Here is a 25,802-nt window from a genome sequence, read left to right as displayed (position 1 = left end):
GGCTGATGTTCGAGGAGCGAAGCGATGCTTCAGGAAGCTGCATGCAGCGGGACGCGACGGCGCCGATACAGTGCGAGCGTGGCACCGAGGCCGCACACCGCGGCGAAGCTCATCCAGTATCCCGGCGCGGCTTTATCACCCGTCATGTGAATGAGCGCGGTCGAGATAACGGGTGTGAAACCGCCGAAGACCGCCGTCGCGAGGCTGTAGGCCAGCGAGAATCCAGCGACACGCACTTCGACCGGCATCACTTCGGTGAGCGCGACGACCATCGCGCCGTTGTACATCCCGTACATGAACGAGAGCCAGAGCAGCACAAACAGCATATTGATAAAGCTCGGCGCGTGAGCCAGCAGGGACAGCGCGGGGTAGGCGGTCGCAATCGCCAGGATCGTCATTCCGAGGAGGAGCGGACGGCGCCCGATCCGGTCCGACAATGCGCCACCAATCGGCAGCCAGATGAAGTTGGAGATCCCCACGCACAGCGTGACGAGCAGGCTATCGGCGGTGCTCAAATGCAGGACCGTCTTGCCGAAGGTCGGCGCATACACCGTGATCAGATAGAAGCTCGTGGTGGTCATTGCGACCAGCAGCACGCCCGCGATCACGACATTCCAGTTCTGCACGAGCGTCGTAAAGACTTCTTTCATGCTCGGGCGATGCTGGCGCTGTTTGAATTCCTGCGTTTCCTCGAGGTTGCGCCGCAAGATGAAGATGAACGGCACGATCATGCAGCCGACGAAGAACGGCACGCGCCATCCCCATGCAGCGATCGTCGCCGTGTCGAGCCACTGGTTGAGCGCGAAGCCGAGCGCGGCAGCGATGACGATCGCCACTTGCTGGCTGGCCGACTGCCAGCTCGTGAAGAAACCCTTGCGGCCCGGCGTCGCCATCTCGGCGAGATAAACCGATACGCCGCCGAGTTCCGCACCCGCGGAGAAGCCCTGCAGCAGACGGCCAATGAGAACCAGCGCGGGAGCTAAGAGGCCGATCGTCGCATAGCCGGGCACGAACGCGATCAGGATGGTGCCGCTCGCCATGATCGACAGCGTGACGATCAGGCCCTTGCGGCGGCCGACATCGTCGATATACGCACCGAGGATGATCGCGCCGAGAGGCCGCATCAAGAAGCCTGCCCCGAAGACGGCGAAGGTCATCATCAGCGATGCAAACTCGCTCGCCGCCGGGAAAAAAACAGCGGCGATCTGCGTTGCATAGAAGCCGAACAAAAAGAAGTCGAACTGCTCCAGGAAGTTGCCCGCCGTCACGCGTAATACCGCGGACGCTTTGGACTGCCCGGAGGCCAGGGTGCTTGGGGAGGGATGCATCGAGTTGTCTCCTGAAAATTTTGATCTTTGCGGTGTTCGAGCGGATTATTGTTTGTCGAATACTCGCCCGAACCGCACGAAACGATAAGTGCTATTTTCGGAACGATTGATGTGTGCCGGTTATCAGTGGCGGCTAGCGTTCAAGCCACGAAGCGGCACTGGGAAGCCGGCGTGCGGGTGTCCATGTTGCGTCCGCGGTTCAGGTGATCGTCGATTTCCGCCGCGCAGCCGAGCATGCGTGGATAAAGGAAGATCGTGAACGCGGCGGTTTCCAGATCGGTCTCAGTCAATTCGCCACGTCGCAGAGGCTGCCACAGCATCTTCAGCAGCAGCGCCGCGATCACCGCATCGACGTTTACGCAGTACACGTTGCGGGAGACGCCGGCATCGAACAACGCCTGCACCAGTTCGCGATAGAAAGCATGGAACACGTTATATTCCCCACGCTTCTCGCAGAGTTCCGCGATGAACACTTCGCGAGGGTCGTAGTTGACCGGCCTGTCCTTGAAGACGGGATGGTTCACGCCCGGCAGCTTTGCGATGTCGAGGCTGCCGGCATGCTTCTGTCGTGCCTTGTACTGCGCATAGCGCTCGACCGAGCGCTCGGCCAGCGAGTGCAGGTCCACACCGTGCGCGGGATCAGACGGATCGGCGAGCCCGCTGTCCCGGAATGCTTCGATCAGGAACGCGATGCCTTCATAGCCGTTGCCGCCATGCGTGTAGCCGGTATGCGCGAGAAAGCCGACCAGCGCCTTGTTCAGTTGCACGCGCTCGGGGCTTTCCGGGCCGTCAGCGGATACCGCGCCCTTTGCTCCCTGCGCCGAGATAGCCCCGGGACCGTTGGTGAGCAGCAGGCCGACGAGCGTCTTGAAGGCGAACAGATCGTCGGGGCCGGGCTCAAGATCGAGCAGTGCCGCAAAACAGATCTCAGTGAGGTTGCGTTCGTTCATGAGCGCTTCGGTGGTGAACCCGCAGAAGCCGTCCGGGGCGTGTCGCGAGACGTCCGCCGAAGCGCCGATCAATCGTCCGAACAACATTGTCCACCAGGGCAGGCTCTCAGCCGTCACCCGCGAGACACGCTTGCGCATGAGCGGGCCCCACGCCAACGTGGTCGTGATCCCGGCCAGCACGGCGTCTGCCGTCGGGTGCGCCGGCTGCAATGCGAGCCAGCGGATCAGGACAGACTTGGCGCCACGCCTCGCAAGTCCCGCGAGCATCGCTTCGGCGCGCGGATCGCGGGCATCAGCGAAGAGACGCTCGGCGCCGGTCGCGTCGATCTGGCCGATGTCGAAGCTTTCATCAAGCGCATCCATAAGCCCGGCAGTTGCGAATTGATCGATCAGCCATTTGGCGGCGTCGCGCGCCGCGCGCTGACGATTCGGCCCGACGATCGATGCCGCAGCCGCGAGAACCGCGTTAGGCGCGTTGCCTGCCTCGCGCGCCGCCTGAGCCGCAGCGAGTTCCGGCGTTCCATGCAGATTGACCGATGCGGCGATAGCTACGTTGATGAGCTTTGCATCGTTCTCGCCGCCGGGTTCATGCAGCAGGGCAAGATTAACGTTCGCTTCGAGAGAACGCGTCGCGGCTTCCAGCATGGTGGTTCCGTGCAGGCTGCTGACTTGGGTCTTCGCGTCCATCTGCGACGCGCCCGACGCGTCCTTGAGCGACTGACGCGGCGCAATCGCCCCGACTTGCCGATTGACCTGCAAGACCTGCTCGTCATACGGCGCGACTGCTCCCACTACGGGGATCGCAAGGCCGGATGGTAACTGGATCCCCTGATCGGAGCCGAACCACGGCTTGAGCGCAAGGCTGCCTTCGGGCTCGAAGTCGGGCATCGTCGCGTTGGCGCGCATGACGGCGGTCAGCGCAGCTGGAATATGCGCAATGTTCGTGACGACCGCGCCCTTGGCGGAGCAGCATGGATCGTCAGGCGTGAAGAGGCGGTCCACACCGAACTTTTCCATGAACCAGCGCTCCTTGGCTTGCGCGTCGTCGGAGCCGCCGGCCATCGCACCCGCATGGCCGACCGCACGCGTCAGGCGACTCTTCCACCGGCCCACCACACAGGCGACCACTGGTTTCGTGAAGGCCGCATCGGCCTCGTAGTAGCCGCCCGGTTCGCAATAGAGCACAGCAGCCTTGCTTCGCGCATCGTTGGCTAGTGCGAACGCAAACTCCGACGCGGCATAGTGGATGTAGACGTCCTTGCCGCTCGAGATGACGGTCGACGTGCCCCACCCGCTCATGCGCAGGTACTGCGCGATCGTCGTGCTGAAGCCGCCGGAGTTCGAGAAGATGGCGATCGATCCCTTGCGTAATGAATCGTCCGGACAATCGCCGCCGAGCGCTCCGCCGATTCTCACTCGATTCCACGAGTCGGCAACGCCGAGCCCGTTCGCACCGAAGATGTCGATACCCGCTTGCTGACCCATCGCGCGAATTTCACGGGCGTCGTGCACCGCGATCTTTTCGGTGATGATAAAAATCTTCTTCAGATCGGGATTGACGCGGATCAGTTCGGCGACGCCGTCGCGGGCCGCCAATGGCGGCAGATAGACCACGCCGCAGTTGAACCGATGACCCGCTTCCAGCCCCTCGCGAACGTTGTTGTAGACCGGGATATCGCCGATCGATGTGGCGAGCACCTGGCCGCCCTTGCCCGGCGCCGTGCCGAAGACAATATTGCCGCCTGAGAATGCATGACTGACGGGCGTCACGTCCGAGGACTCACCGCCCAGGATATTGAGTACACACACGCGATCGTCGCGCGTGGCGATCTGCGCCAGCGAGTTGACGCCGACGAAATACTTGAACTGGCTGCTGTTTTGCTTGTACACGTTGCTCTCCTCAGGCTTGGGCCGTTTCAGTTTCCGTCGCGGGCGCGCCGATCCGTTCTGCGATCTCGGCCCGGCCACCGGCGCGCATCCAGGCGTCCGCCTGACGCGCGTACTGAATGACCTCGCTGATGTCGGAGTCGAATCCGAAGAGCCGATAGGGCAGACCGAGCGAGTCGCATGTGTCTCTCAGCGCAGCCATCCCACGCACGAGGTTCGGACCTCCCCGGCCCAGCACCACATAAAGCGGCGTGGGCCCATGCTCGCTGAAGTGTTCTCGAAGCGCATCCGCCATCGCCCGCAGCGTCTCGAAGATGTCAGTGTTGTTCGACTTGCCGCCGATGATGAAGAGCACATTCGACTGCTTGAGCCAGTGTTTAAAGCAGATGCGGGCCACTTCCTTCATCTTCGCGTACGGGGGATTGCCGCCGAAATCCGACGAGATGATCGCAGCGTCGCCGAGCATTTCGGTGACGAGCGAGTTGGCGCCGCCGCCGAACGTCGGTGCCAGAATCGTGCCTTTCTCGTTGATCACATACACGTCGCTCTGGCCCTGGTGCGTGCGCAACTGATTGATCTCCTGCTCGAAGTCGGAGTAGTCCGCCGCGAACAGATGTTGCGGCAAACCGAGGCGCATCCATCGCGGATCATCGCGATCGAAACCGCACTTGAAGTCGCAGGCGACCGGTGTGAGGCGGCCTTTCTTGTCCTCGCGCATGCGGATAGGATTCAACTCCAGCGTAGTCATGCCGAAATCGTGAAAGAGTTCCCAGAGCTTCGGCAACTGCTGGACGAGCGGCGAAATGATCTCCTTCGGCGCACCGATCTCGCTCAGCGCATTCGCGACGACGAACGCCTTCAGTCCAGTCAACGCGTCGAAGGGCACCATCGCCACATGCTTCGGGTCGACCTCTTCGATATCCATGCCGCCCTTATGCGAGAGCGTCATCGTCGGCGCACGAAAGCGCGTGGAATCGGTGATCGAGAAATAGACCTCATGCTGGGCCGGAACGCCGGCTTCGAACGTCACGCCATTCGCCTTAGCTTTCAGGTGACCGACGGAATGCTCGGCAAAGTACAACCGTTCTTTTTCGGCCAGCGCTGCCTTGAGGTCGGTAGCCCGGCCGAGCAAGCCCGCCTTCCCCTTCTTTCCGACTCCACCCTTGAAGACGGGCTTGATGAAAACCTGACGATGACGGTCGATCATCGCTTTGATTTCCTCCTCGCTGGCACTGGGGCCGAGGATCTCACTCGCGGGAAAGCCGACGAATTGCAACAAGCGCGCGCCGTGCAACATACCGGTGATTTGCATGAAGATGTCTCCTGAAGGTCATTGCAATAAAAAAGAACCTGGTCGTCTGGCGATTACTGCGCTCCGACGCGCTTCGGTTGCAAGCGATAGACGTGAAAAGCCGCGTCACGCCTTCGGCATGAAGGGCGGCGAGGTCTGGCGTGCTGTATGTTGTCCGATGCCTGCACCGCCTGGACTGCGGAACTGCACCCCAAGGTGAGTCGCAGTAATGTCTCGAAGCGCGTCAGGCGCGCGCTGCGCGCTATACGTTGCGCGTAGTCGTGTCTCCGATGCGTTTTACTTTCGTTCCAATTCGCTGGAATCTTGATTACAGATACTCACGCAAATGGCTTGACGCGATAAGTGCTATTTTTTGAAGCATTGATGTTCCATGGTTATCAATGCAATTGAATGATTCGTGGCAGCCGCCCCGCTGCTTTTCTGATTTGCCTGTCGCTTAGTCGAGTGCACAGGCGCCGCATCGCTATAATCGTGTGTCGAAATCTCTTCAGACTGCCACATGGCCCGAACATCGGATCGTCACCCGCAACCCGCCGACTATGATTTCACCGAGCAGATCGGCCACCTTCTGCGGCGTGCGTATCAGCGTCACGTCTCTATCTTCCAGCAGGCCATTCCCGATTCACAACTCACGGCCGCCCAGTTCGTCACGCTGTGCGCGATTCAGGCGCAGCAGGCGTCATCGCTGAACGATATCGCCAAAGCCACCGCCATCGATCAGGCGACGATACGCGGCGTCGTTGAAAGACTGCAGGCGCGCAAGCTGATCACCGTGGCCCGGGATGCGAATGATGGTCGCAAGGTGACTGTCACCACGACCGGCGAGGGTAACGCGCTAGTCGAGCGGACCGTGCCGTTCGCGCATCAGATCACCGAGACGACCTACGGTCCGCTGAATGCGGCGGAGCGCGTCGCGATGGTTTACCTGCTGCGCAAGATGATCGACGCCCCGAGCGATTGAGTCGTGCATGGGGGCCGATTCCCCGCGCCCCTGTTCAACTTCACGATGACTCGGCCGCACACAGCTTGCGCAAGAGAAACAGCACCGCTACGCGTTCCACGTCATTCAGGTCGTTCATCGTCAGATCGCTCACGCGTTGTGCCGCGGGGGTCGTGTCTTCGACAAGCCGCCGCCCCTGATCTGTCAGTACGACAGCACTCTTCCTCCGGTCGTCCAGATTCGTCGTGAGTTCAATCAACTCGCGCGTCCTCAACCGCTCGATGATCCCGCGTACCGTGGCGGCATCGATAGCGGTCGCCTTGCCGAGATCGCTCATCGAAGAAGGACCGAGGCGCAGGCTCGCGCTCAGCACGGCGAACTGCACGGACGTCAGTTTCGGATCGCCGATGGTCTGCCCGAAAATTGCCAGATGGCGCTGGTACGCCTTGCGAAGAAGATGGCCGACCTGCGCCGAGACGTCGTAGTCCGTTGCGGCATTCCCGGATTCCTGGAGAGCAGTCGAGGTGTTTGAATAGTCCATGTCACTTCCGTGCGTTGGATGGGCAGCATGGCGTCATGTTCCATGCCGCATCGCGGGTGAGGATCAGGTTGAGCGATCGCATCAGTGCGCCTGATTGCGGACTTTCCCGGACACTTGCGCGAGATCGCCCCACGAAGCTTCGCCCGGCGCGAAGCGCGCCCGTATGTATGAGGCGAGGTCTGCGACCTGGCGATCATCGAATGCATCGCTGAAGCCGGGCATGTAGCCAAGCTCGCCGGTCGCCGGAGCATCGATGCCATGCAGGATCACGTGCAGCAGGTTCTCCGGTGACGCCTCGCTCACGCTCGTATTGAGCGCGAGCAATGGGCGCACGCCGAAATTGCCGACACCCCCCGTTTCCGAATGGCACACCGCGCACGCACCTTCGAAGATGCGTCGTCCGTTATCGAGTCCCTGCAGTCTTATTGCATCGGCTTTCGGCACAACAGCCGGCGCAGCGCCTGCGACGACCGGCGAAAGCGACGCCACGTAATGCGCCATGGCGCGCACATCCGCTTCGGGCAGCGTCGACAAACCAGCGACGACAGGCGCCATCGGGCCAGCCGCGACGCCGTGCTCGCGCGAGAAACCCGTGCGCAGATAGTCGAAGAGCGCGTCCTCGGTCCAGCGCACGGGCGACTTCGAGTTTGCGACGAGCGATGGCGCGACCCAGCCTTCCGCGCTGCCGCCCGTGAGATAGCGGCTTGCGCCCTTCTCCGCCCCGAGCGCGTTGCGCGGCGAATGGCATGCACTGCAATGCCCCGCGCCGTCGACGAGATAGGCCCCGCGATTCCATTGCGCCGAACGCGACGGATTGGGGACGAACGCACCTTGCTTCAGATACAGCGCGTTCCAGCCGGCGACGAGCGCCCGCTGATTGAGCGGAAACGGCAGGCGCGTCTGCGGCGGAGCGGACTCGATCGCCGGTTGCGACATCAGGTACGCGTAGAGCGCCGTCATGTCGGCTTCGCTCAGTTTCGTGAACGCGGTGTACGGGAACGCAGGATAAAGGTGATGCCCGTCGCGCGAGATGCCCTGCCGCATCGCGCGGTCGAAGGCGGCAAACGACCAGTTGCCGATGCCGGTCTTCGGATCGGGCGTGAGATTGGTCGAGTAGACAGTACCGAACGGCGTCTCGAGCGCGAGACCGCCTGCGTTGGTGGCGCCGTCGGGCGCCGTATGACAGACGGCGCAATCGCCGAACGCCGCCACTTCGCGGCCTCGTGCAACGGTCGCTTCAGACCACGTTGACGAAGTGGGGCGATCTATCGGCGCAATCGGTGCGCGCACAGGCCAAGCCGTGCAGGCAAGCGCGATGAGGCTGCCGAGGCCACCAGCCGCGAAGGCCGTACGCAACGAACGGCGCCTCCGCTGCGGCACCGCATCGCGGGGCGCCTTTGCGCCGCCGAGTACCGCGCGCACGCGCTCGGGTGTAAACGGCGGCGCGCGAAAACGCACCCCGGTCGCGTCATACAGTGCATTGGCAATCGCCGCAGCAGCCGGTGACGAGTCGATATGCGGAACGTGGACCGGTTCGGTGACCTGTACTTGCAACGCTTCTGCGTTTGCGAGAGCCTGGACCGGGTGGATTCGATAGGACACCGCACGCGAACCCGCCGTTTCATCGTGGGACGGCTCGGCGGCGAACGGCATGCCGAGCAGCCGGGATGAGGCAGCCGCAATCCGGCGAGCCGGGACACCCATGATCGCACCGAGGCCCCGACGCCCCTGTGCGTGGCCCGCGACCACGCGACGGATATTCACGTCGCCCGTCAGGCGATCCACATCGAGGTCGACGATCCACGCCGAGTACTCGGGGGTCCGGTTTCCATCCAATGCGTCTTCGCGCGCGTCGAAAGCGAAGCCCCTGCCCGGCGCAAGCGCGCTGTGCCCTTCCTTCTTGCGCACGTCCCGGTTCCAGCCCGCGCGTTGCGCGAGCGAGTCGATCAGTTCCCTCGCCCCGGCGTCTTCCACTGTGTCGAGATGATCGAGCCGGAAATCAACGGGGTCGATGCGGTTGCCGCGTGCGATTTCATCGACGAAGGATTCCCGCGCGAACGCATGAGCGGCGCGCGGAATCGAGTCTTGCTCGTCATCGATCAGCGATGTCGAGTGTCGCGCCGCGTAGGGGCTTTGCACGTGCCGGGAAGGCGTGGCGCGCGACGGTTCGGCAACGGCCGCCTTATAGTGCCAGTCGAGCAAACGCCCTCCGGCATCGAGCGACGCGCCAACTGAAAGCGTAGCTGAGCCACCAGCACGGACGCTCAGGAAACCCTCCACTCGAATCGAGCGGCCCGTTTTCCGCATGAGCGCCACGGCGGCCAGCGCCGCGCTCGTGGCGTCCTGATCCCCGTGCGCAGCGGTGTCGAGACTGTAGAGTGCAAAGCGCGTCACGGGCAATCCGGTGGCGTCTGCGAGCGCGCCGGGCAAATGCGGATCGCCGGATGCGGCGCTGAAAACCTCGATCCGCTCCCCATTGTCGCGAGCGAGAGCCGTGCACGGCACGAAGGCGCCGTCGATCAAAGGCCATGCGTAATGCGCCTGGCACTGCAAACCGGCGTGCGGCACGGGTGCGGTCGATTCTGCATCTCCCCTACCCGGCTCATCATTGCGCACCGATCGAACGGCTTGCAGCGCGGCATCGCGGACGCTCGTCCCACTCTCGCCAACGAACGCCGCGCTCTTCCCAAGTTCGATCCAGAGTACGCCGTGTTCGGCCGCAACGTGCGAGGCGTGGCCCTGCCAGCCGGGTTCGAATTCGCCCAGAACGCAGGCGTGCAGCATGCCTTCTTCCGAAGGTACGGTCACGGTCCCGCACGCGCTCGCTTCGCGAATGTCGTTCATTGCTTTTAGCGGCCTGGTTCTGTTTTCAGATAGTGCGCTGCGCGCTTGACCGCGTTGACGATCTCCAGATGGGTACCACAACGACAGAGATTGAAACGCAACGCCTGCCGGATTGCCGAGTCGTCCGGTTCGGGATTGCGGTCAAGCAGGGCCTTCGCGCTCATGATCATGCCGTTCAAGCAGTAGCCGCACTGAGCCGCCTGTTCGTCGATGAAGGCGCGCTGGATTGGATGCAGCGCGTCGAGCGTACCGAGGCCCTCGAGCGTGAGCACTTCGCGTCCGAGCGCGGCGGCAACCGGCACGACGCAAGATCGCGTCGGGCCGCCGTCCAGCAGCACCGTGCAGGCGCCGCATTGGCCCAGCCCGCAACCGTACTTCGGACCGTTCAATTCGAAGTCGTTTCGCAGCACATAAAGCAATGGCGTGCTCCTTGCCACCTCGACGGACCAGGTGCGTCCGTTCACGTTAAGTGCAAGTGGCTCGACATCCAGCGCCGATCCTGCAGAGGTGGCATGCATGCTCATTTCCGATGCTCCGTCAAAACGGACACGATGAGCGCCACCATGCCCGACACACGATCACGTTCAGGCAGCGACCGCGGCGGCTTCCTTTGCCTTCGGCGCCGTCAGCGGCTCGTTGAACACGTCGTAGGCGAACACCCATGCCGGATCTTCGTTCGAGCGCAGCCAGGTATTGTTGTGCGACACGAGCTGGACCTTCGATGCCCGCTCTGCACGGTTCCCCTCGTACAGCGCGAACGCGCCCGCATGATCGGTGGCGCCGGTTTCGCCCAGACAGCGCGTGAGCATCGCAGCGTCCTCGATCGCCATGGCCGCGCCCTGCGCCATGTGCGGCTTCATCGGATGACAAGCGTCGCCCAGCAGCACAAGCCGTCCACGGCTCCACAAGGGCAGCGGATCTCGTTCGAGCAGCGGCCACTTGGTGACTTCGGGCGTCGCGTCGATCAGTTTCTGAACCGAGGGATGGTAGCCCGCGAACACCTCGCGCATCTCGTCCCGGCTGCTGGGCGCAACCGACTGTCCCGCCGGCCACTCCGCCTGCGGCACGCCCGTCACGTAATAGATCTCGTCGCGCTTGCCGGTGACGTAATACACCATCATGTGGCGGTCTTCCGACCACCACTTCACGCACAGGTCGAACGGATCCGTGCCGAGCAGCGAAGCGGGAAATACCGCGCGATGCGCGACGTAGCCGGTATAACGCGGCGGCTCCGCGCCGAGCAGGTGTTCGCGAATCCTTGAATTCACGCCATCCGCGCCGATGGCGATATCCGCCGTCTCGACCGTGCCGTCGTTGAACGTGAGGCGCACCTCGCTGCCGGTGTCCTCGACGCTCTTCAGGTGCTTGTTGAATGCGATCGTATCGGGCTTGAGCGCCGAGGTCATCAGTGCATGAAAGTCGCCCCGATGCACGGTCAGATACGACGCTCCATATTCCCTCAGGGCGAAGTTGCCGAGCGGAATCTGCGCGATGGCGTCCCCGCTCTTCCAGTCGCGGCTGTACCAGAAGTCAGGATGCGAACCCATTGTGTTCAGTGCGTCCTCGCAGCCGATGCGACGCATGACCTTCATCACATTCGGTCCGAGGTGAATCCCCGCGCCCAGCCGTGAGAATGCGGGCGCCTGCTCATACACGCGAACGGAATAGCCGGCGCGCTGCATCAGGGCGGCTGCCGCTGTTCCGCCGAGTCCCGCTCCAACGATCGCGATACGGGGTTTGTTCATGATGTCCTCTCCATGTGTCGAACGCTCGCCGAGATCTGCCCGCCGAGCCGGTTTAAGAAAGCGTAATTGAGTGTACACATTCGATGTAGCTCGGTAAAGAAAATATTCTAATCAACCTAAAACCTTTCTTAATCACCAATACAGTGCAATTTATCCGGGTTTTTACTGAGATTGTGCGAGCATGCCCCATCAATAAAATTTGTTGCTCACTTGTTAAATTAAAGTGTGTACACTAGACTTTATCAAACCCAACGAGCTGCCTCGGGCGGCCCAAGACACATGGAGTCGAAGAGATGAACAAGAGCTTTCGCATCGGTCAGATCGTGCCCAGTTCGAACACGACGATGGAAACCGAGATTCCGGCCATGCTGCTCGCGCGGCAGTCGATTCGCCCCGAGCGCTTCACGTTTCATTCGAGCCGCATGCGCATGAAGAAGGTCGTGAAGGAGGAACTCGCGGCAATGGATGCGGAATCCGACCGCTGCGCGCTCGAATTGAGCGATGCGCGCGTGGACGTGCTGGGCTACGCGTGCCTTGTCGCGATCATGGCGATGGGGCACGGCTATCACCGCGTATCACAGGAGCGGTTGCGCCGGCACACGGCCGACAACGGCGGCGCGGCGCCCGTCCTCACCAGCGCGGGCGCGCTCGTCGATGCGCTGAAGGTGATCAAGGCGAAACGCATCGTGGTCGTCGCGCCGTACATGAAGCCGCTCACCGAACTCGTAGTCGACTACATCAGGAACGAAGGCTTCGAGGTGGTCGACTATCGCGCGCTCGAAATTCCGGACAACCTCGAAGTCGGACGCCACGATCCGCGCCGCCTTCCCGACATCGTGAAGACGCTGCCGTATCAGGACGTGGATGCGATCGTGTTGTCGGCGTGCGTCCAGATGCCTTCGCTGCCGGTGGTTCCGCAGGTCGAGGCAATGACCGGCAAGCCTGTCATCACCGCCGCGATCGCAACGACCTACGCGATGCTTCGCGAACTCGACCTCGAACCCATCGTACCGGGCGCAGGCGCGCTGCTCTCGGGCGCGTACTGATGTCGACCCATCCGATTGAGGGCTCCGCGATGAAATCGACTTTCCTGTATGGCGCCAACGTCAATGCCAACGGTATACGCCAGCACTATTTGCGCTACGGCGGCGGCGACGGCGCCCGCGCGACCCGTGCAGCGGTCATCGTGATACCCGGCATCACGAGTCCGGCTGCGACGTGGGGCTTCGTCGGCGAGACGCTCGGCCGCCAGTTCGATACCTACGTGCTCGATGTGCGCGGACGCGGACTGTCGGAGGCATCGGCAACGCTCGACTACAGCCTCGACGCCCAGGCCGCCGATGTCACCGCCTTCGCAGCAACGCTCGGCCTCGAACGTTATGCGCTCATTGGACACTCGATGGGCGCGCGCATTGCGATCCGCGCCGCGCGCCGCGCGCCGCGAGGGCTCGTGCGCACGGTGCTCGTCGATCCGCCGGTTTCCGGTCCCGGGCGCCGCGCATATCCGGCGAAACTGCCGTGGTACGTCGATTCAATCCGCCTCGCGACCCGCGGTACCGACGCAGAGGGCATGCGCGCGTTCTGCCCGACATGGACGGATGAACAACTGCGCCTGCGGGCGCAATGGCTTCACACCTGCGACGAACGTGCGATGCGCGCGTCGTTCGAAAGCTTTCACACCGACGATATTCACGCCGACGTGCCAAGCCTTACGGTGCCGTCGCTGCTGATCACGGCGGAGCGCGGCGACGTGGTGCTCGACGCGGACGTGCAGGAAATGCAGACGCTCGCGCCCGAATTGCTCCATGTGCGCGTGCGCAACGCGGGACACATGATCCCGTGGGACAACGAAGCCGGCTTCTACGAAGCATTCGGCGATTTTCTGGGCGCGAAGCTCGGCTGAGCCGCCAGCCTCAACCGCCTATCAGGAGTCAACATGCCTATCAGCGATTACGAAATGATCGCCGCGTGGAAGCAGGTGCTGACGTTGTCGAAGCTGCAGGCAGGCCAGACCGTCACGATCCTCACGAGTGCCTCGACGCATCCTCAAACACTCTCGAGCGCACTCATCGCCGCGCAGTCGATGGACGCGATCGTCAACCGGCTCGACCTCTTGCCGGTCAACGGCGAGAAAGCCCTGAGCCGCGATTCTCTCTCCTACCTCGGCACCACGCCGCTCACCGGCAATCAGGCCGCCATCGCTGCGCTCAAGGCGAGCGATCTGGTGCTCGACCTGATGACGCTGCTCTTCTCGCCCGAACAACACGAGATCCTCAAGACCGGCACGAAGATCTTGCTGGCGGTCGAGCCTCCCGAGGTGCTGGCGCGGCTCGTGCCGACCGAAGCGGACCGCACGCGTGTGCGTGCGGCGGCCAGGCGCGTCGAAGGCGCGCGGGAGATGCGGGTCGCGTCGAAGGCGGGGACCGAACTCGTGTGCCCGCTCGGCGAGTTCCCGGCGATCTCGGAGTACGGCTTCGTCGATGAGCCCGGCCGCTGGGACCACTGGCCGAGCGGCTTCGTGCTGACGTTTCCGAACGAAGGCAAGGCGAGCGGGCAGATTGTGATCGACCGCGGCGACATTCTGCTGCCGCAGAAACGGTATGTCGCCGATCCGATCACGCTCACCGTCCAGGACGGCTACGCGACGCATATCGAAGGCGGCGTGGACGCCGCGCTCCTGCGCGACTACATGGCCTCGTTCAATGACCCCGAGGGCTATGCGATCTCGCACATCGGCTGGGGGCTGCAGCCTCGCGCGCGCTGGTCGACTCTTGGTCTCTACGACCGCGAGGCGACCATCGGCATGGACGCGCGCGCCTTCGAAGGCAATTTCCTGTTCTCGCTCGGACCGAACAACGAGGCAGGCGGCAGCCGCACGACGACCTGCCATATCGACATTCCCCTGCGCCACTGCGACGTACTGCTAGATGGCGACCCGGTCGTTCGAAACGGCGTGGTCATGGACCGATGAATTCCGGAGACATTCAATGAGCGCAGTCCATACCCACGCCGAATCCGGTGTGTACGAGATGCAGGGTTTCGGCACGCCGCTGCCCGTCGCAGGCAACATCGGGCTTCTGATCGTCGATTTCGTAATCGGCTTCGCCGACCCCGCCACCTTCGGCGGCGGCAATATCGCGCCCGCCATCGCGCGCACCGTTCAGCTGCTCGCCGCGGCACGCCGCAACGGCTGGCCGGTCGCACACAGCCGCATTGTCTACGCCGCCGACGGCAGCGACGACAACGTGTTCTCGATGAAGGTGCCCGGCATGGCGACGCTGACCGAGGACCATCCGAACAGCGCAATCGTGCCCGAACTCGCGCCCGAGCGCGGCGAACTCGTCGTGCGCAAGACGGTGCCCTCGGCGTTCTTCGGCACTCAGCTCGCGCCGTGGCTTTCTCAACGCGCGGTGCAGACGCTTCTGGTCGCGGGTGCGGTCACGAGCGGATGCGTGCGCGCCAGCGTCGTCGACGCGATGTCGCACGGCTTTCGTCCGCTCGTCATTTCGGACTGCGTCGGCGACCGCGCAATCGCCCCGCACGATGCGAGTTTGTTCGACATGCAACAGAAATATGCGGCGGTCATGTCTCTCGAAGAGGCGCTGAAAACCACTCACGCGCGCCACGCCTGAACATCTGAAATCCGTCTGTCCGGTTTGCTCCAGGTTCCCCGAATTCCAGCTCGGGGAACGCTCCGTCACGCCTGTAACAATAAACATAAGTAACTGATTTCAACGACATTTTTATTGAAAAAGCATTGCATTTCCGATTTCGACTTCATACCTTGGCAACGTCGCAGTACAGGTTCTTCCCACTCGTTTCAGCGCTCATTGCGCAACCGTTTCCCGAAGGAACACGACATGTCGACCCCATCACTGAACACCACGCAAGACGCGTTGCCAACCGACGCGCAAGCCGAAAAAAACCTCTACCGTAAGCTCACCTGGCGGCTGATTCCCTTCTTCTGTCTTTGCTATTTTTCAGCCTATCTCGACCGCGTGAACGTCGGCATCGCGAAGCTGCAGATGCTCGATGCACTCAAGTTCAGCGATGCAGTCTACGGACTGGGCGCGGGACTCTTCTTCGTCGGCTATATCCTCTTCGAGGTGCCGAGCAACCTGATTCTGCAAAAGGTCGGCGCGAAGTTCTGGATCGCCCGCATCATGTTGACGTGGGGCGTGCTCTCTGGCCTGACGATGTTCGTCAAGACGCCCGCCCAGTTCTACGTGCTCCGTTTCCTGCTCGGGGTCGCTGAAGCGGGCTTCCTGCCTGGCGTACTGCTGTACCTGACCAACTGGTTTCCGGATGCCCGCCGCAGCCGGATCATCGCGCTCTTCATGATGGGGCTGCCGCTATCGAGCCTCGTCGGCGGACCGCTGTCGGGCTGGATCGTGACCTTCTTCGACGGCAAGCACGGACTGCAGGGCTGGCAATGGCTCTTCGGGCTCGAAGCGCTGCCTTCCATCGTGCTCGGGGTGGTGGTGTTCTTCTACTTGCCGAATTCCCCCGATACTGCGAAGTTCCTCGATAACGCCGAGCGCACGCGGCTGAAGCTGGACCTCGCGGGAGAATCGCATGGCGGCAAGAGCCATCGTCTGCGTGACGCTTTCACCGACCCGAAAGTATGGGCACTCGGCCTGATCGATCTGTGCGTGCTGCTCGGCACGTATGCGATCAGCTTCTGGCTGCCGACCATCATCCGCGACTCCGGCGTGAAAAGCGCACTGACCATCGGCCTGCTTACCGCCATTCCGAATGCGCTTGCCGTGATCATGATGCTGGTCAACGGCGCAAGCTCGGACAGGTTGCGCGAGCGCCGCTGGCATATCGTCGTTCCGTTCGCATGCACCGCCTTCGGTTTGATCGCGAGCACGTTCTTCAGCGGCAATACGGCGGCGACCGTGATCCTGCTCTCGATTGCAAACGCGGGCGTCGCTGCCGCGATGCCGGTCGTGTGGGCCCTGCCCTCGACGTTCCTGCGCGGCACCGCCGCTGCCGCCGGCATCGCGTTCGCGTGCTCGATCGCGAACCTGGGCGGGTTCGCCAGCACGTACCTGATCGGCTGGATGAAGGAATGGACGCACAGCATGACCGCCGGTCTCGTCACGTTCGGCGTGTGCATGCTGCTAGGTTGCATCCTGGTGCTCGCGATGCCCAAGCGCATCGTGAACCGCTAAGCCCCTGCGGGAATCCGCCATGTCGAGCGCAGCACCCACGCGACGTGAACTGCTGGTTCGCGACGGCTGCCTGACCATCGTCAGGCAGCCGCTCGTTCCGGCCACGCCTGCCCCCGGCCAGCCCGGAAGCAACTCGTCGTTCGTACAGGACTCGCCGGAAATTTTCGTCGCAGTGCTTGATGACGGGCGCATCCTCGCGTTCAACGGGCACGTCGATCTCGGCACGGGCATTCGCACGTCGCTCGCGCAGATCGTTGCCGAGGAACTCGACGTGGGCGCCGCCCGCGTCCAGATGATTCTCGGCGATACCAGCGAAGTGCCGAACCAGGGGCCGACCATCGCGAGCGCATCGATTCAGCTTTCCGCCGTGCCGCTGCGCTGCGCGGCGGCGCAGGCGCGGCACGCGCTCGTTGCACTCGCGGCCGCGCGCTTGAATGTCGAAGCCGCGCTTCTCACGACGGACGAAGGCTCTGTCGTCGCGCCCGACGGCACGCGTCTTTCGTTCGGAACGCTGCTCGCGGGGCACCGCCTGTCGCTGACGCTCGACCCGAGCGTCGCCGTGAATGATCCCGCGCACTATCGCGTCGTGGGGCGTCCGGCGCCGCGCGTCGATCTGCCGGCGAAGGCCACTGGCGCACTCACCTTCGTTCACGACATGCGCGTGCCCGGCATGCTGCACGGGCGCGTCGTGCGGCCACCCTATGCAGGCCATGATTGCGGGCCGTTCGTCGGGACGTCGCTGATCGATGTCGATCGCGAGTCGGTGTCCGGTATGCCGGGCGTGTGCGGCGTCGTGGTGATCGGCGACTTCGTCGGCGTGGTCGCCTTGCGCGAGGAGCAGGCAATCCGCGCCGCAAAGGCATTGCGCGTGCGCTGGCGTGCGTCGCCGCGCTTCGCGGACCTGACCGACCCGTCCCGCGCGATCGCAGACCTGCCCGCGAAGCGGCGTCTGCTGCAGGAAAGCGGCGATGCGGATGCCGCCGCGCGCGAACCGGGCGCAACCACGTTCACGAGGCGCTATGCGTGGCCGTACCAGATGCACGGATCGATCGGACCGTCCTGCGCGCTGGCAGACTATCGCGACGATGGCGTGACGGTCTGGGCCGGCACGCAGAACCCGCAGACGCTGCGCTATGACCTCGCGCGACTCGCAGGCCGCGACGAGGCCGACGTGGCGATCGTGCGCATGGAAGCCGCTGGCTGCTATGGCCGCAATTGCGCCGACGACGTCGCAGGCGACGCGCTGCTGCTCTCGCGTGCGATGAAAGCGCCGGTGCGCGTGCAGCTTTCGCGCGCCGACGAGCACCTGTGGGAGCCGAAAGGCACCGCACAGCTGATGGACGTGACCGGCAGCGTGTCGGCGCAGGCCGAACCGCTCGCCTACGCGTTCACGACGCGCTATCCGTCGAACGATGCACCGCTCCTCGCGCTGCTCCTTACCGGCAAGATGAGCGCCGGGCCGCGCGTCTTCGAGATGGGCGATCGCACCGCCGTCTCGCCGTATGTGTTCCCGAACACGCGATTCGTTTGCGAAGACCTCGCGCCGCTCGTGCGTTCGTCGTGGCTGCGCGGCGTGTCGGCGATGCCCAACTCGTTCGCCCACGACGCATTTCTCGACGAACTCGCCGTTCACGCAAACGCCGACCCCCTCGCCTACCGGCTGCGTCATCTTCCCGATGCGAGGGCTCGCGAGCTGTTGCAAGCGACGGCCGCGCGCGCTGGATGGCAGACGCGAACGACGCCGCGTTACGCAGGCCAGTCGGAAGCGCGCCGCGTTCGCGGTCGGGGCATCGCCTATGCGCGCTACGTGCACAGCCGTTTTCCGGGCTTCGGCGCGGCGTGGTCGGCGTGGGTAGTCGATCTCGAAGTCGACCGGGTCAGCGGAGCGATACGCATCGAACGGATCACGGTCGGCCAGGATACGGGCACGATCGTAAATCCGGATGGCGTTCGTCACCAGATCCACGGCAACGTGGTGCAGACGCTCAGCCGGGTGCTCAAGGAACGAGTGCGGATGGTGGACGGCATGGTGGCATCGCGTGAATGGGGCAGCTATCCGCTCATCACCTTTGAAGAACTGCCGGCTGTCGATGTCGTGCTGATGCCTCGCCAGGGCGAGCCGCCGATGGGGTCGGGCGAGTCGGCGTCGGTGCCGGGGCCGGCGGCGATCGCGAACGCGCTCTTCGATGCCACGGGAGTGCGCTTCTACGAGCCGCCTTTCACGCCGGAGACGGTGCGCGCTCGTTTGTCTTACGAGCCGAGTCATGCGTGAAGCAGGTAGTCGCGCCGGGTCAATCGGGCGCACGGCGCTCGCCGCGGGTTAATTCGACCCTCATGATGCCGCATCGCTGCCAACAGGTTGCAAAGCGGCACAAGCGAGGTTCTCGTCTGCAGATCTCTTATTGCGCCATTTGTTGGCGCTGGTATTCGTTCTTCTTCATCTGCAGATACTCTTGCCGGTCCAGCTCATGCAATTGGCGCGGGTACTGTTCTGTTGCATCGAACCATGTCGCAAAGCGTTGATCGACGCGTTTGTCGGCAGGAACGGCAAGCGAACCCAGATATGCATCGATGGCGAGGTAGTAGCGCATCGTATTGCGCTCGACGAGGCCGCGCACGCCGCCGATGTAATCGCCGTTCGATGCCTTCGTAAAGCCCACTTTCGCGCTGCCTATGGTCGCGAGATAGGTCTTCATCGCGACGCGTCCTGCCATGCCGAATCCATAAGAATACGTGAGGTGCAAGAAGGTGCGTCCTTTGCCGATATCGACGGCTTCGAGCACGATACGATAGTCCTTCGTGCTGAGCGGTCCCTTCGCTGCGCTAAGATCGACCTGGAAGTAGTCGGGATTCGTCGCCACCGAACGGTAGTTGAACTGCACGCGGGACGTGTCACCGAGTTCCTGTTCGGTCTTCTTGCCGACGTTCATGCTGATGATCGCGCCGTTGCTGCCTGACGTAGCATGACAGTACTTCGTGTTCAGATGCAGGATCAGCACTTCGCACCAGTTCGCCGGGCCTTGCTGCGGGTCGTTGAATGCGCTGTTGACGGTCGCGAACGGATAATCGACGACGGCGTAGATATCGCCCTTTAACGTGTCCTGCGTTTCCTCCGAGTCCAGATGGATCGGGCGACGGAACACATTCGACTTGAGCTGCGGCGCGAGCGTGTCGTACTTTCCCCTAAGTGCGGTGGCACTGTCGTCGGCCCATGTCAGTGCGCCGAACGAGAGGCCCACCAGTGCTAGCGTGACTAGTGCAAGCCGTCTCGCGATACGCATGATCCGCTGGGTGCTCATGACAGTGCGCTCCCGCTAGGTTAAACAAGCTTGGCACGAATATAGCAGAGCCGCCATCAAATGCGGATGAGCCGTCCGACCATAAAAGTAATGTGGACCATCTCGAGTTCTGCTGCCCTGCGCGATCCTGCTCGACCGATTCACGAGGGAACATTGGAAGCACGGTCGTCACTTCCCTCTGCCGGCGACGACACCGTCGCTGAACCACCGTCGCCATCCAGCAAGGACTGCAGCGCCGGCGCGAGCGACTTCAGCAACTGCACCGTCAAGGCGCTGGTGAAATCGTAGCGTGCCGCATACGGCTCATGCACGTAGGCGGTGAGCGTGCCAAAGAAGCGAGCGCCGATCACGAAGACGAAGGTTGCGGTCCGGTTGACCTTGCGCGACTCGATGAGACGCGCGCCGCGCGCGAATACATTCAACCGCTGATCGCCGGTTCCGGTCTTGCCATATACGTCGAGGGTCCGGCCGTCGGGCAACTTGATGCCGTCGGCGAGCCGTCCGGCGGTTCCGCCGAGCACGACGTCGCGCAAGAGCTGATGAACCACATCGGCGATATCCGGCGACAGGACGGCGCGCGGCGCGCTCGCCGCGTGAGCGAAGCGCGTCTCGTAAGGCGTGTCCTTCGCGAACTCCAGCGTAGCGATGCTCTGCGTGGGCAGTGTCTTGCCGTCATTCGCGATGGTGCCGATCAACTGCGCAAGCGCGGCTGGCCGGTCACCCGAGGCGCCGATAGCGGCCGCATACGATGGCGTCAGCGACGCGAACGGATAGCCCAGCGCGCGCCACGACTTGCCTATCTGCGCGAACGCATCCGCTTCGATCATGCCTTTGATGCGCCGGTCCTGCGTTGCGTGATAACGCGTCTTGAAGAGCCACGAATACGCGGTGGCGCGCGCGTCGCGGCTCGCTTCCTGAATATCGTTCACACTCGCGAGCGGATGATTGCGCAAGTAATTCGCCGTCCACAGTTCGAGCGGATGCACGCTCGCGATATAGCCGCGATCATTCAGGCTGAACTTGTCGATGCCATATCTCGCATAGAGCTTCGCAAGGTCCTCGGACGAGAGCCACTCTGCCGGCGTGCCCTTCAGGGCGGTGCGCATCCGTATGTCGAACCACTCCTGCGACTCGTCGGGGTTCACGCTGCGCAACACCGTCGCGATCTTGGGCGGCGACTTGCGCACATTGCGCAGCATGATGGCGAGCGCCTCGTCGGTCGAGCGGCCGCGATATTTCCTGTAGAAGCGGTTCAAGTACACGCGGCTTTCCTGGTCAGCGAAGCGCGTGAGATAGAGATGGCGCGCCGCGGGATCGTCGAGCCATTGAGACTGGGGTCCCGCGGTCTGGATCATCTCGTAGTGCACGATGTCGCGCATCATGCGCACGAACACCAGGTTCACCGAATGCTGGAACGCGCGATGCACGGTGAGGATGCGGCTATTGTCAGTCGATTCGAAGTTGTTGAAGGTCTGAGCGCCGCCGCCCGTATAGAACGTCTCGCCCGGACTCGCGGAATACTTCCGCTCGATCGAGGCATCGAGCATCGCACGAAGCGAGCGGTCCGACGTGCGAGAAAGATAGTCGAGTGCCCAGTACGTGAGCGGGTCCAGCTTATCGGGCTTCACAGCGCGCAGTTGCGCCGCGTTCATGGACGCATAGCGCCCGTGCAGCTCAGTGACGATCTGGAGATAGGTGATCACAGCGCGCAGCTTCGCCGTCGAGCCGAGGTTGAGCCGCGCGCCCTGATTGATGTCGAACGGCTGATTGACGCTGTCCGTCTGGACCCGCACGAGGTTCGCTCCGTCGCGGCGCTCGAACAGTGTGAAGCTGTAGACGATCTTCGATGGATCGTCCTGCGGGCGCAGCATGTGATAGCCGTACAGCCCGCCCGCCTGCGCGCCGTCGCGGGTCGCGGCGCTCGCGAGCCGGTCGCTCACTGCTTGCTGGGCCGTCTTGTCGAGCGTGGCGGTAACCGTCAAGTCGAGTCGATCGAGGTCGTAGACGTTCGTCACGCCGAGCGTGGCAAGCAGTTTGGCACGCAGGGCGTTGACGCCCTTCCTCGTGACGAACGATACCGGCACTTGCACCGCGGGCGCGCGATTCAGTTCGAGCGTGACCTTGAGTGCGACGTCGCGCAGCGACGGCGAAATGATCCCGTTGGCGGCGAGCAGGCGCAGATAGCTGTCGGTCAGGCGATCGAGCTCGGTGTTCCCGGGCCGCAGGAAACGCGACGGCGCCCGCTGCGCGATCATCAGCGAGAGCGCTTGCTTGAATGCGAGCGCCTGCGCGTCCAGAACGTCAACGGAAGGCGGTGCGTTCAGGATGCGGTTGAACTCGTCGAAGTCCCGGCCATACCATACCGCCAGGCCGTCGCCGATGCCGTTGATCTCGCCGATGCCCGGCTTTGCGGCGAGCGGCACCGAATTCAGATAGCGCACCACGATCTGCCTGCGCGCGGGCATCGTCTGCGGTCCGTCGAGATAGGCGCGCACCGACGCTGACGCGATCTGGCGTAGCTTCTCGGGCGGAGCCGCGGTGCGGCCGTCCGGCGAGTGGCGAAATTTCTCGATCTGGGTAGCAAGCGTGCTGCCGCCGGGGCTAGGCTGATGCCTGTCGATCGCGCGCAGGCCCTGGTCGAATAACGCACGGCTGAAGCGGCCCCAATCCATTGCAGGATTGCGGTTTGACTGGGTGGAGTCCAGCAGGTTGCGGTCCTCGATGAACAGCAGCGCGCGAACGACGAGCGGCGGAATCGCATCGTAGCTCGGGTAGACGCGGCCCGGATATCGTGCGCTAAAAAGCGGGGCGCCTCGGACGTCAAGCAGGTCGAGGCCCGCCTGGTCCTTTTCCTCGTACGGAAGGAAGAGGCCACGGTCCGCTAGCGACGCCATCACGGCGGAGTTGCGCGCCTGAGCCGTGACCGCGAAGCCGCGTGCGATCAGGCGTTGCTCGAACGAAGGCAGCTGCGCGTAGCCAAGCCTCAGATCATAAGGGCCGTTCGCGGGAAACCGGATGCTGTTGCTCGGGCCGTCGCCGAGGGTCGAGGCTACGTCGCGGCCGAGTTCGGAGAGGTAGCGTGCCTGTCGCTGCGACGTCTCGATTTCGTGCTGCACCATGCGGGCCGCGACCGCGCATACAAGCACAAAAAATGCAGCAAAGAAACCCCAGCCCCATCGCCGAAGGGACGTCAAATTGGTCGTGCGAGGGGAAAATCGAATCGGCGGCCGATTCATGGCGGCGTCTTCCCATGGGATGCCGGACTGCCTCAATCACCCGTAGATAGTCTAGCGCCGAAAGAGCACCGCCCGTGCGACTTACCCGGCATGTTGCATTGCGCCCACAGCACCGATCGAATGTTCGATCGGAGCACAGGCGTCAAACGGTGATTGGGCCGCGCCTCAACGTTCGGGAGCACGGCCGCACAACCTTGCGCCGCACCCAAAGCGAGTCGACCTTGACCGCCAATGAACGTGCGCTAGCAACTTACTGGCTGACCGCGCTGGCGGCATTCCAAGATGTGGAAGTCCATTTCACGTCGCTACGTCCTGCGCAGCTCCGTGTAGCCTGCGGCGCGGGGGGAAGTCATCTGCCGCGTACGGCCCTCTTTCCCTCTCCAATGAACAACTGGCGCGGACGGCCGATCTTCTGCTCGGGATCGGCGATCATCTCGTTCCACTGCGCGATCCAGCCGACGGTACGCGCCATCGCGAAGATGCAGGTGAACATCGACGTGGGGATGCCCAGCGCGCGCTGCACGATGCCCGAGTAGAAATCGACGTTCGGATACAGCTTGCGCGACACGAAGTATTCGTCTTCCAGCGCGATCTTTTCGAGTTCCATCGCGAGCTTGAAGAGCGGGTCGTCGTGAAGGCCCAGTTCTTCCAGCACTTCGTGGCACGTTTCGCGCATGAGCTTCGCGCGCGGGTCATAGTTCTTGTACACGCGGTGACCGAAGCCCATCAGCTTCACGCCCGAGTTCTTGTCCTTCACCTGCTTGATGAACTCGGGGATGTTCTCGACCGAGCCGATCTGTTCCAGCATGTCGAGTGCGGCTTCGTTCGCGCCGCCGTGCGCCGGGCCCCACAGGCAGGCGATGCCGGCCGCGATACACGCGAAGGGATTCGCACCCGACGAGCCCGCGAGTCGTACGGTGGACGTCGACGCGTTCTGCTCGTGGTCCGCGTGCAGGATCAGGATGCGGTCGAGGGCGCGCACCAGCACGTCGTTCACCTTGTACTCTTCGCACGGGTTCGAGAACATCATGTGCATGAAGTTCGCGCTATACGACAGTTCGTTCTTCGGATAGACGAATGGCTGGCCGATGCTGTACTTGTAGGCCATCGCAACCAGCGTTGGCAGCTTGGCGATCATGCGGATCGCCGACACTTCGCGGTGGCGCGGGTCGTTGATGTCGAGCGAGTCGTGATAGAACGCCGACAGCGCGCCGACCGCCGCCGTGAGCACGGCCATCGGGTGGGCGTCACGTCGGAAGCCGCGGAAGAAGAAATGCATCTGCTCGTGCACCATCGTATGGCGAGTGACGAAGTTCACGAATTCCTTGTTCTGCGCTTCCGTCGGCAATTCGCCCTTCAGCAGCAGGTAGCAGGTTTCGAGGAAGTCGGCGTTGGTCGCGAGCTCTTCGATCGGGTAGCCGCGATACAGCAGTTCCCCCTTGTCGCCATCGATATAGGTGATGGAGGAATTGCATGCCGCTGTCGACATGAAGCCCGGGTCATACGTGAACTTGCCGGTCTGACCATACAACTTGCGGATGTCGATCACGTCCGGTCCCATCGTGCCCTGGTAGACGGGCATTTCGACGCTCGGCGAGTTGTCGCTGAAAGAAAGCGTTGCTTTGATCGTTGACTGCTGCATGTTGGTGAGTTCCATAAGACTTGGTGATTTGCTCGTCGCCTTCGCGGGTTCGCAAAATCCGGGTTGGGGTCGCAGCGCATCTGCAAGCCCGTCGGGAATGTCGCGACGAGGCATCGTGCGTGAGGCCGCTCGCGTTCAGACGCAGAATTCTGCCTGCGTAATGATGATCGGCCCGGTCGACGCATCCTTGGCCTGGCGAGCCACGACTTTCCTGATCGCGGGTTGTCCAAAGGCGAACGCTTCACGCCGGGAAACGATGTGATCGATGCCGGCGGCAGCGCCCAACGCATGTTCCGTCAGGACGCAACTGACCGTGACGCCGTCAACGATCGCATCAAAGCATATCGGGCCTTCGCTTTCGTAAATGCTGTCAATGTGTGGAAACAGAATGTTCACTTTAATCTCGATAAATGAAGCAGCGCGGGCAGAAGCCGCCGAAACCGTCTTCTGTATGGCCTGCTCAGGCCACCAGCTTGACGAGCGTCTGTGCGACGAGCGCGGGCTTGTCCTCGCCCTCGATCTGTAACGCACGCACGTCGGATCACCCTGCAAGACTACATAAAGGTTTCGAACCGAACCCCTCCCGCGACGGGAGGGACAGGGGAAACGAGGAGGAGGCCCGCTGGCAGCGGACCTGGCACGATCCGCTTCGAGTCCGCCTGCCCGAATTCGCCACCCTCCCACCGCGAGAGGGGCGTCCGAAGCGCCCGCGCAATACGATACGTCTCAACCAAGGTCGCACTACATCGACAACGGCCCTGACCGATCGCGAAGCGCGGTTACGCCGCGAGTTGACCAAATCACATTTCCTTACCGGAAGCCCTCATGCAATTCCTCGACGATTCCCTGCACCCCGAGAACCAGGACAAAGTGGTCATCACGGTCGCGCCGTACGGCCCCG

General features: G+C 63.0%; 19 protein-coding genes. 8 read left to right on the top strand and 11 right to left on the bottom strand.

Going from position 1 to position 25,802, the window contains the following annotated elements:
• Positions 1–29: 29 nt before the first annotated feature.
• The 3 genes from AWB81_RS28775 to AWB81_RS28765 form a co-directional block, all read right to left on the bottom strand.
• Complete coding sequence (locus AWB81_RS28775) at positions 30–1,328, bottom strand: MFS transporter (RefSeq protein ID WP_062639964.1); 1,299 nt, start codon at positions 1,326–1,328, stop codon at positions 30–32.
• Positions 1,329–1,468: 140 nt separating this feature from the next.
• Positions 1,469–4,168 (bottom strand): CoA-binding protein, encoded by a 2,700-nt coding sequence (locus tag AWB81_RS28770; protein WP_062639962.1) that lies wholly within the window; start codon positions 4,166–4,168, stop codon positions 1,469–1,471.
• A 10-nt stretch (positions 4,169–4,178) separates the two neighbouring features.
• Positions 4,179–5,477, bottom strand: a complete 1,299-nt coding sequence (locus AWB81_RS28765) for an ATP-grasp domain-containing protein (protein WP_062639960.1) — start codon at positions 5,475–5,477, stop codon at positions 4,179–4,181.
• 499 nt (positions 5,478–5,976) lie between these two features.
• Here AWB81_RS28765 and AWB81_RS28760 point away from each other — a divergent pair, with 499 nt between their 5' ends.
• Entirely contained in the window at positions 5,977–6,438 is a 462-nt protein-coding gene (locus AWB81_RS28760) for a MarR family winged helix-turn-helix transcriptional regulator (RefSeq protein ID WP_062639958.1), read from the top strand.
• 40 nt (positions 6,439–6,478) lie between these two features.
• Here AWB81_RS28760 and AWB81_RS28755 read toward each other — a convergent pair whose 3' ends face one another.
• The 4 genes from AWB81_RS28755 to AWB81_RS28740 all read right to left on the bottom strand — a co-directional run bounded on the left by AWB81_RS28755 (position 6,479) and on the right by AWB81_RS28740 (position 11,547).
• Positions 6,479–6,958 (bottom strand): MarR family winged helix-turn-helix transcriptional regulator, encoded by a 480-nt coding sequence (locus AWB81_RS28755; RefSeq protein WP_062639956.1) that lies wholly within the window; start codon positions 6,956–6,958, stop codon positions 6,479–6,481.
• Positions 6,959–7,039: 81 nt separating this feature from the next.
• Positions 7,040–9,802, bottom strand: coding sequence for a c-type cytochrome (locus AWB81_RS28750; RefSeq protein ID WP_062639954.1), 2,763 nt, complete (start codon positions 9,800–9,802; stop codon positions 7,040–7,042).
• A 5-nt stretch (positions 9,803–9,807) separates the two neighbouring features.
• On the bottom strand, positions 9,808–10,326 hold the full coding sequence (locus tag AWB81_RS28745; protein ID WP_235025946.1) for a (2Fe-2S)-binding protein: 519 nt from the start codon (positions 10,324–10,326) through the stop codon (positions 9,808–9,810).
• A gap of 60 nt (positions 10,327–10,386) precedes the next feature.
• Positions 10,387–11,547: an FAD-dependent monooxygenase gene (locus AWB81_RS28740; RefSeq protein WP_062639952.1), complete on the bottom strand. Its 1,161-nt coding sequence runs from the start codon at positions 11,545–11,547 to the stop codon at positions 10,387–10,389.
• Positions 11,548–11,840: 293 nt separating this feature from the next.
• Here AWB81_RS28740 and AWB81_RS28735 point away from each other — a divergent pair, with 293 nt between their 5' ends.
• The 6 genes from AWB81_RS28735 to AWB81_RS28710 all read left to right on the top strand — a co-directional run bounded on the left by AWB81_RS28735 (position 11,841) and on the right by AWB81_RS28710 (position 18,996).
• Positions 11,841–12,593 (top strand): maleate cis-trans isomerase family protein, encoded by a 753-nt coding sequence (locus tag AWB81_RS28735; RefSeq protein WP_062639950.1) that lies wholly within the window; start codon positions 11,841–11,843, stop codon positions 12,591–12,593.
• Between the two features lie 29 nt (positions 12,594–12,622).
• A complete protein-coding gene (locus tag AWB81_RS28730; RefSeq protein ID WP_062639975.1) occupies positions 12,623–13,450 on the top strand; it encodes an alpha/beta fold hydrolase in 828 nt (275 codons plus the stop codon).
• A 33-nt stretch (positions 13,451–13,483) separates the two neighbouring features.
• Entirely contained in the window at positions 13,484–14,518 is a 1,035-nt protein-coding gene (locus AWB81_RS28725; RefSeq protein ID WP_062639948.1) for a 2,5-dihydroxypyridine 5,6-dioxygenase NicX family protein, read from the top strand.
• A gap of 16 nt (positions 14,519–14,534) precedes the next feature.
• Positions 14,535–15,179, top strand: coding sequence for an isochorismatase family protein (locus AWB81_RS28720; RefSeq protein WP_062639946.1), 645 nt, complete (start codon positions 14,535–14,537; stop codon positions 15,177–15,179).
• 228 nt (positions 15,180–15,407) lie between these two features.
• The gene (locus AWB81_RS28715; protein ID WP_062639944.1) at positions 15,408–16,724 is read left to right on the top strand and encodes an MFS transporter; all 1,317 of its coding nucleotides are present in this window, start codon (positions 15,408–15,410) and stop codon (positions 16,722–16,724) included.
• A 19-nt stretch (positions 16,725–16,743) separates the two neighbouring features.
• Complete coding sequence (locus AWB81_RS28710; protein WP_062639942.1) at positions 16,744–18,996, top strand: xanthine dehydrogenase family protein molybdopterin-binding subunit; 2,253 nt, start codon at positions 16,744–16,746, stop codon at positions 18,994–18,996.
• A 127-nt stretch (positions 18,997–19,123) separates the two neighbouring features.
• On the opposite strand, the gene AWB81_RS28705 is transcribed toward AWB81_RS28710, so the two are convergent.
• The 4 genes from AWB81_RS28705 to AWB81_RS28690 all read right to left on the bottom strand — a co-directional run bounded on the left by AWB81_RS28705 (position 19,124) and on the right by AWB81_RS28690 (position 25,297).
• A complete protein-coding gene (locus AWB81_RS28705; protein ID WP_062639940.1) occupies positions 19,124–20,023 on the bottom strand; it encodes a hypothetical protein in 900 nt (299 codons plus the stop codon).
• A 140-nt stretch (positions 20,024–20,163) separates the two neighbouring features.
• Entirely contained in the window at positions 20,164–23,259 is a 3,096-nt protein-coding gene (locus AWB81_RS28700) for a transglycosylase domain-containing protein (protein ID WP_062639938.1), read from the bottom strand.
• Between the two features lie 349 nt (positions 23,260–23,608).
• On the bottom strand, positions 23,609–24,901 hold the full coding sequence (gltA, locus tag AWB81_RS28695; protein WP_062639973.1) for a citrate synthase: 1,293 nt from the start codon (positions 24,899–24,901) through the stop codon (positions 23,609–23,611).
• A 135-nt stretch (positions 24,902–25,036) separates the two neighbouring features.
• The gene (locus AWB81_RS28690; RefSeq protein WP_062639936.1) at positions 25,037–25,297 is read right to left on the bottom strand and encodes a DUF1488 family protein; all 261 of its coding nucleotides are present in this window, start codon (positions 25,295–25,297) and stop codon (positions 25,037–25,039) included.
• On the opposite strand from AWB81_RS28690, the gene AWB81_RS45875 reads away from it, so the two are divergent.
• On the top strand, positions 25,290–25,427 hold the full coding sequence (locus AWB81_RS45875; protein WP_159938951.1) for a hypothetical protein: 138 nt from the start codon (positions 25,290–25,292) through the stop codon (positions 25,425–25,427). The two genes, AWB81_RS28690 and AWB81_RS45875, sit on opposite strands and share 8 nt — an antisense overlap.
• The last annotated feature ends 375 nt before the right edge of the window (positions 25,428–25,802 follow it).

The sequence above is a fragment of the Caballeronia arationis genome (assembly GCF_001544975.2).
Taxonomy (GTDB): Bacteria; Pseudomonadota; Gammaproteobacteria; order Burkholderiales; family Burkholderiaceae; genus Caballeronia; species Caballeronia arationis.
The sequence above is the reverse complement of the archived record's forward strand: the minus strand, read 5'-3'. Positions and strand labels throughout refer to the sequence as shown.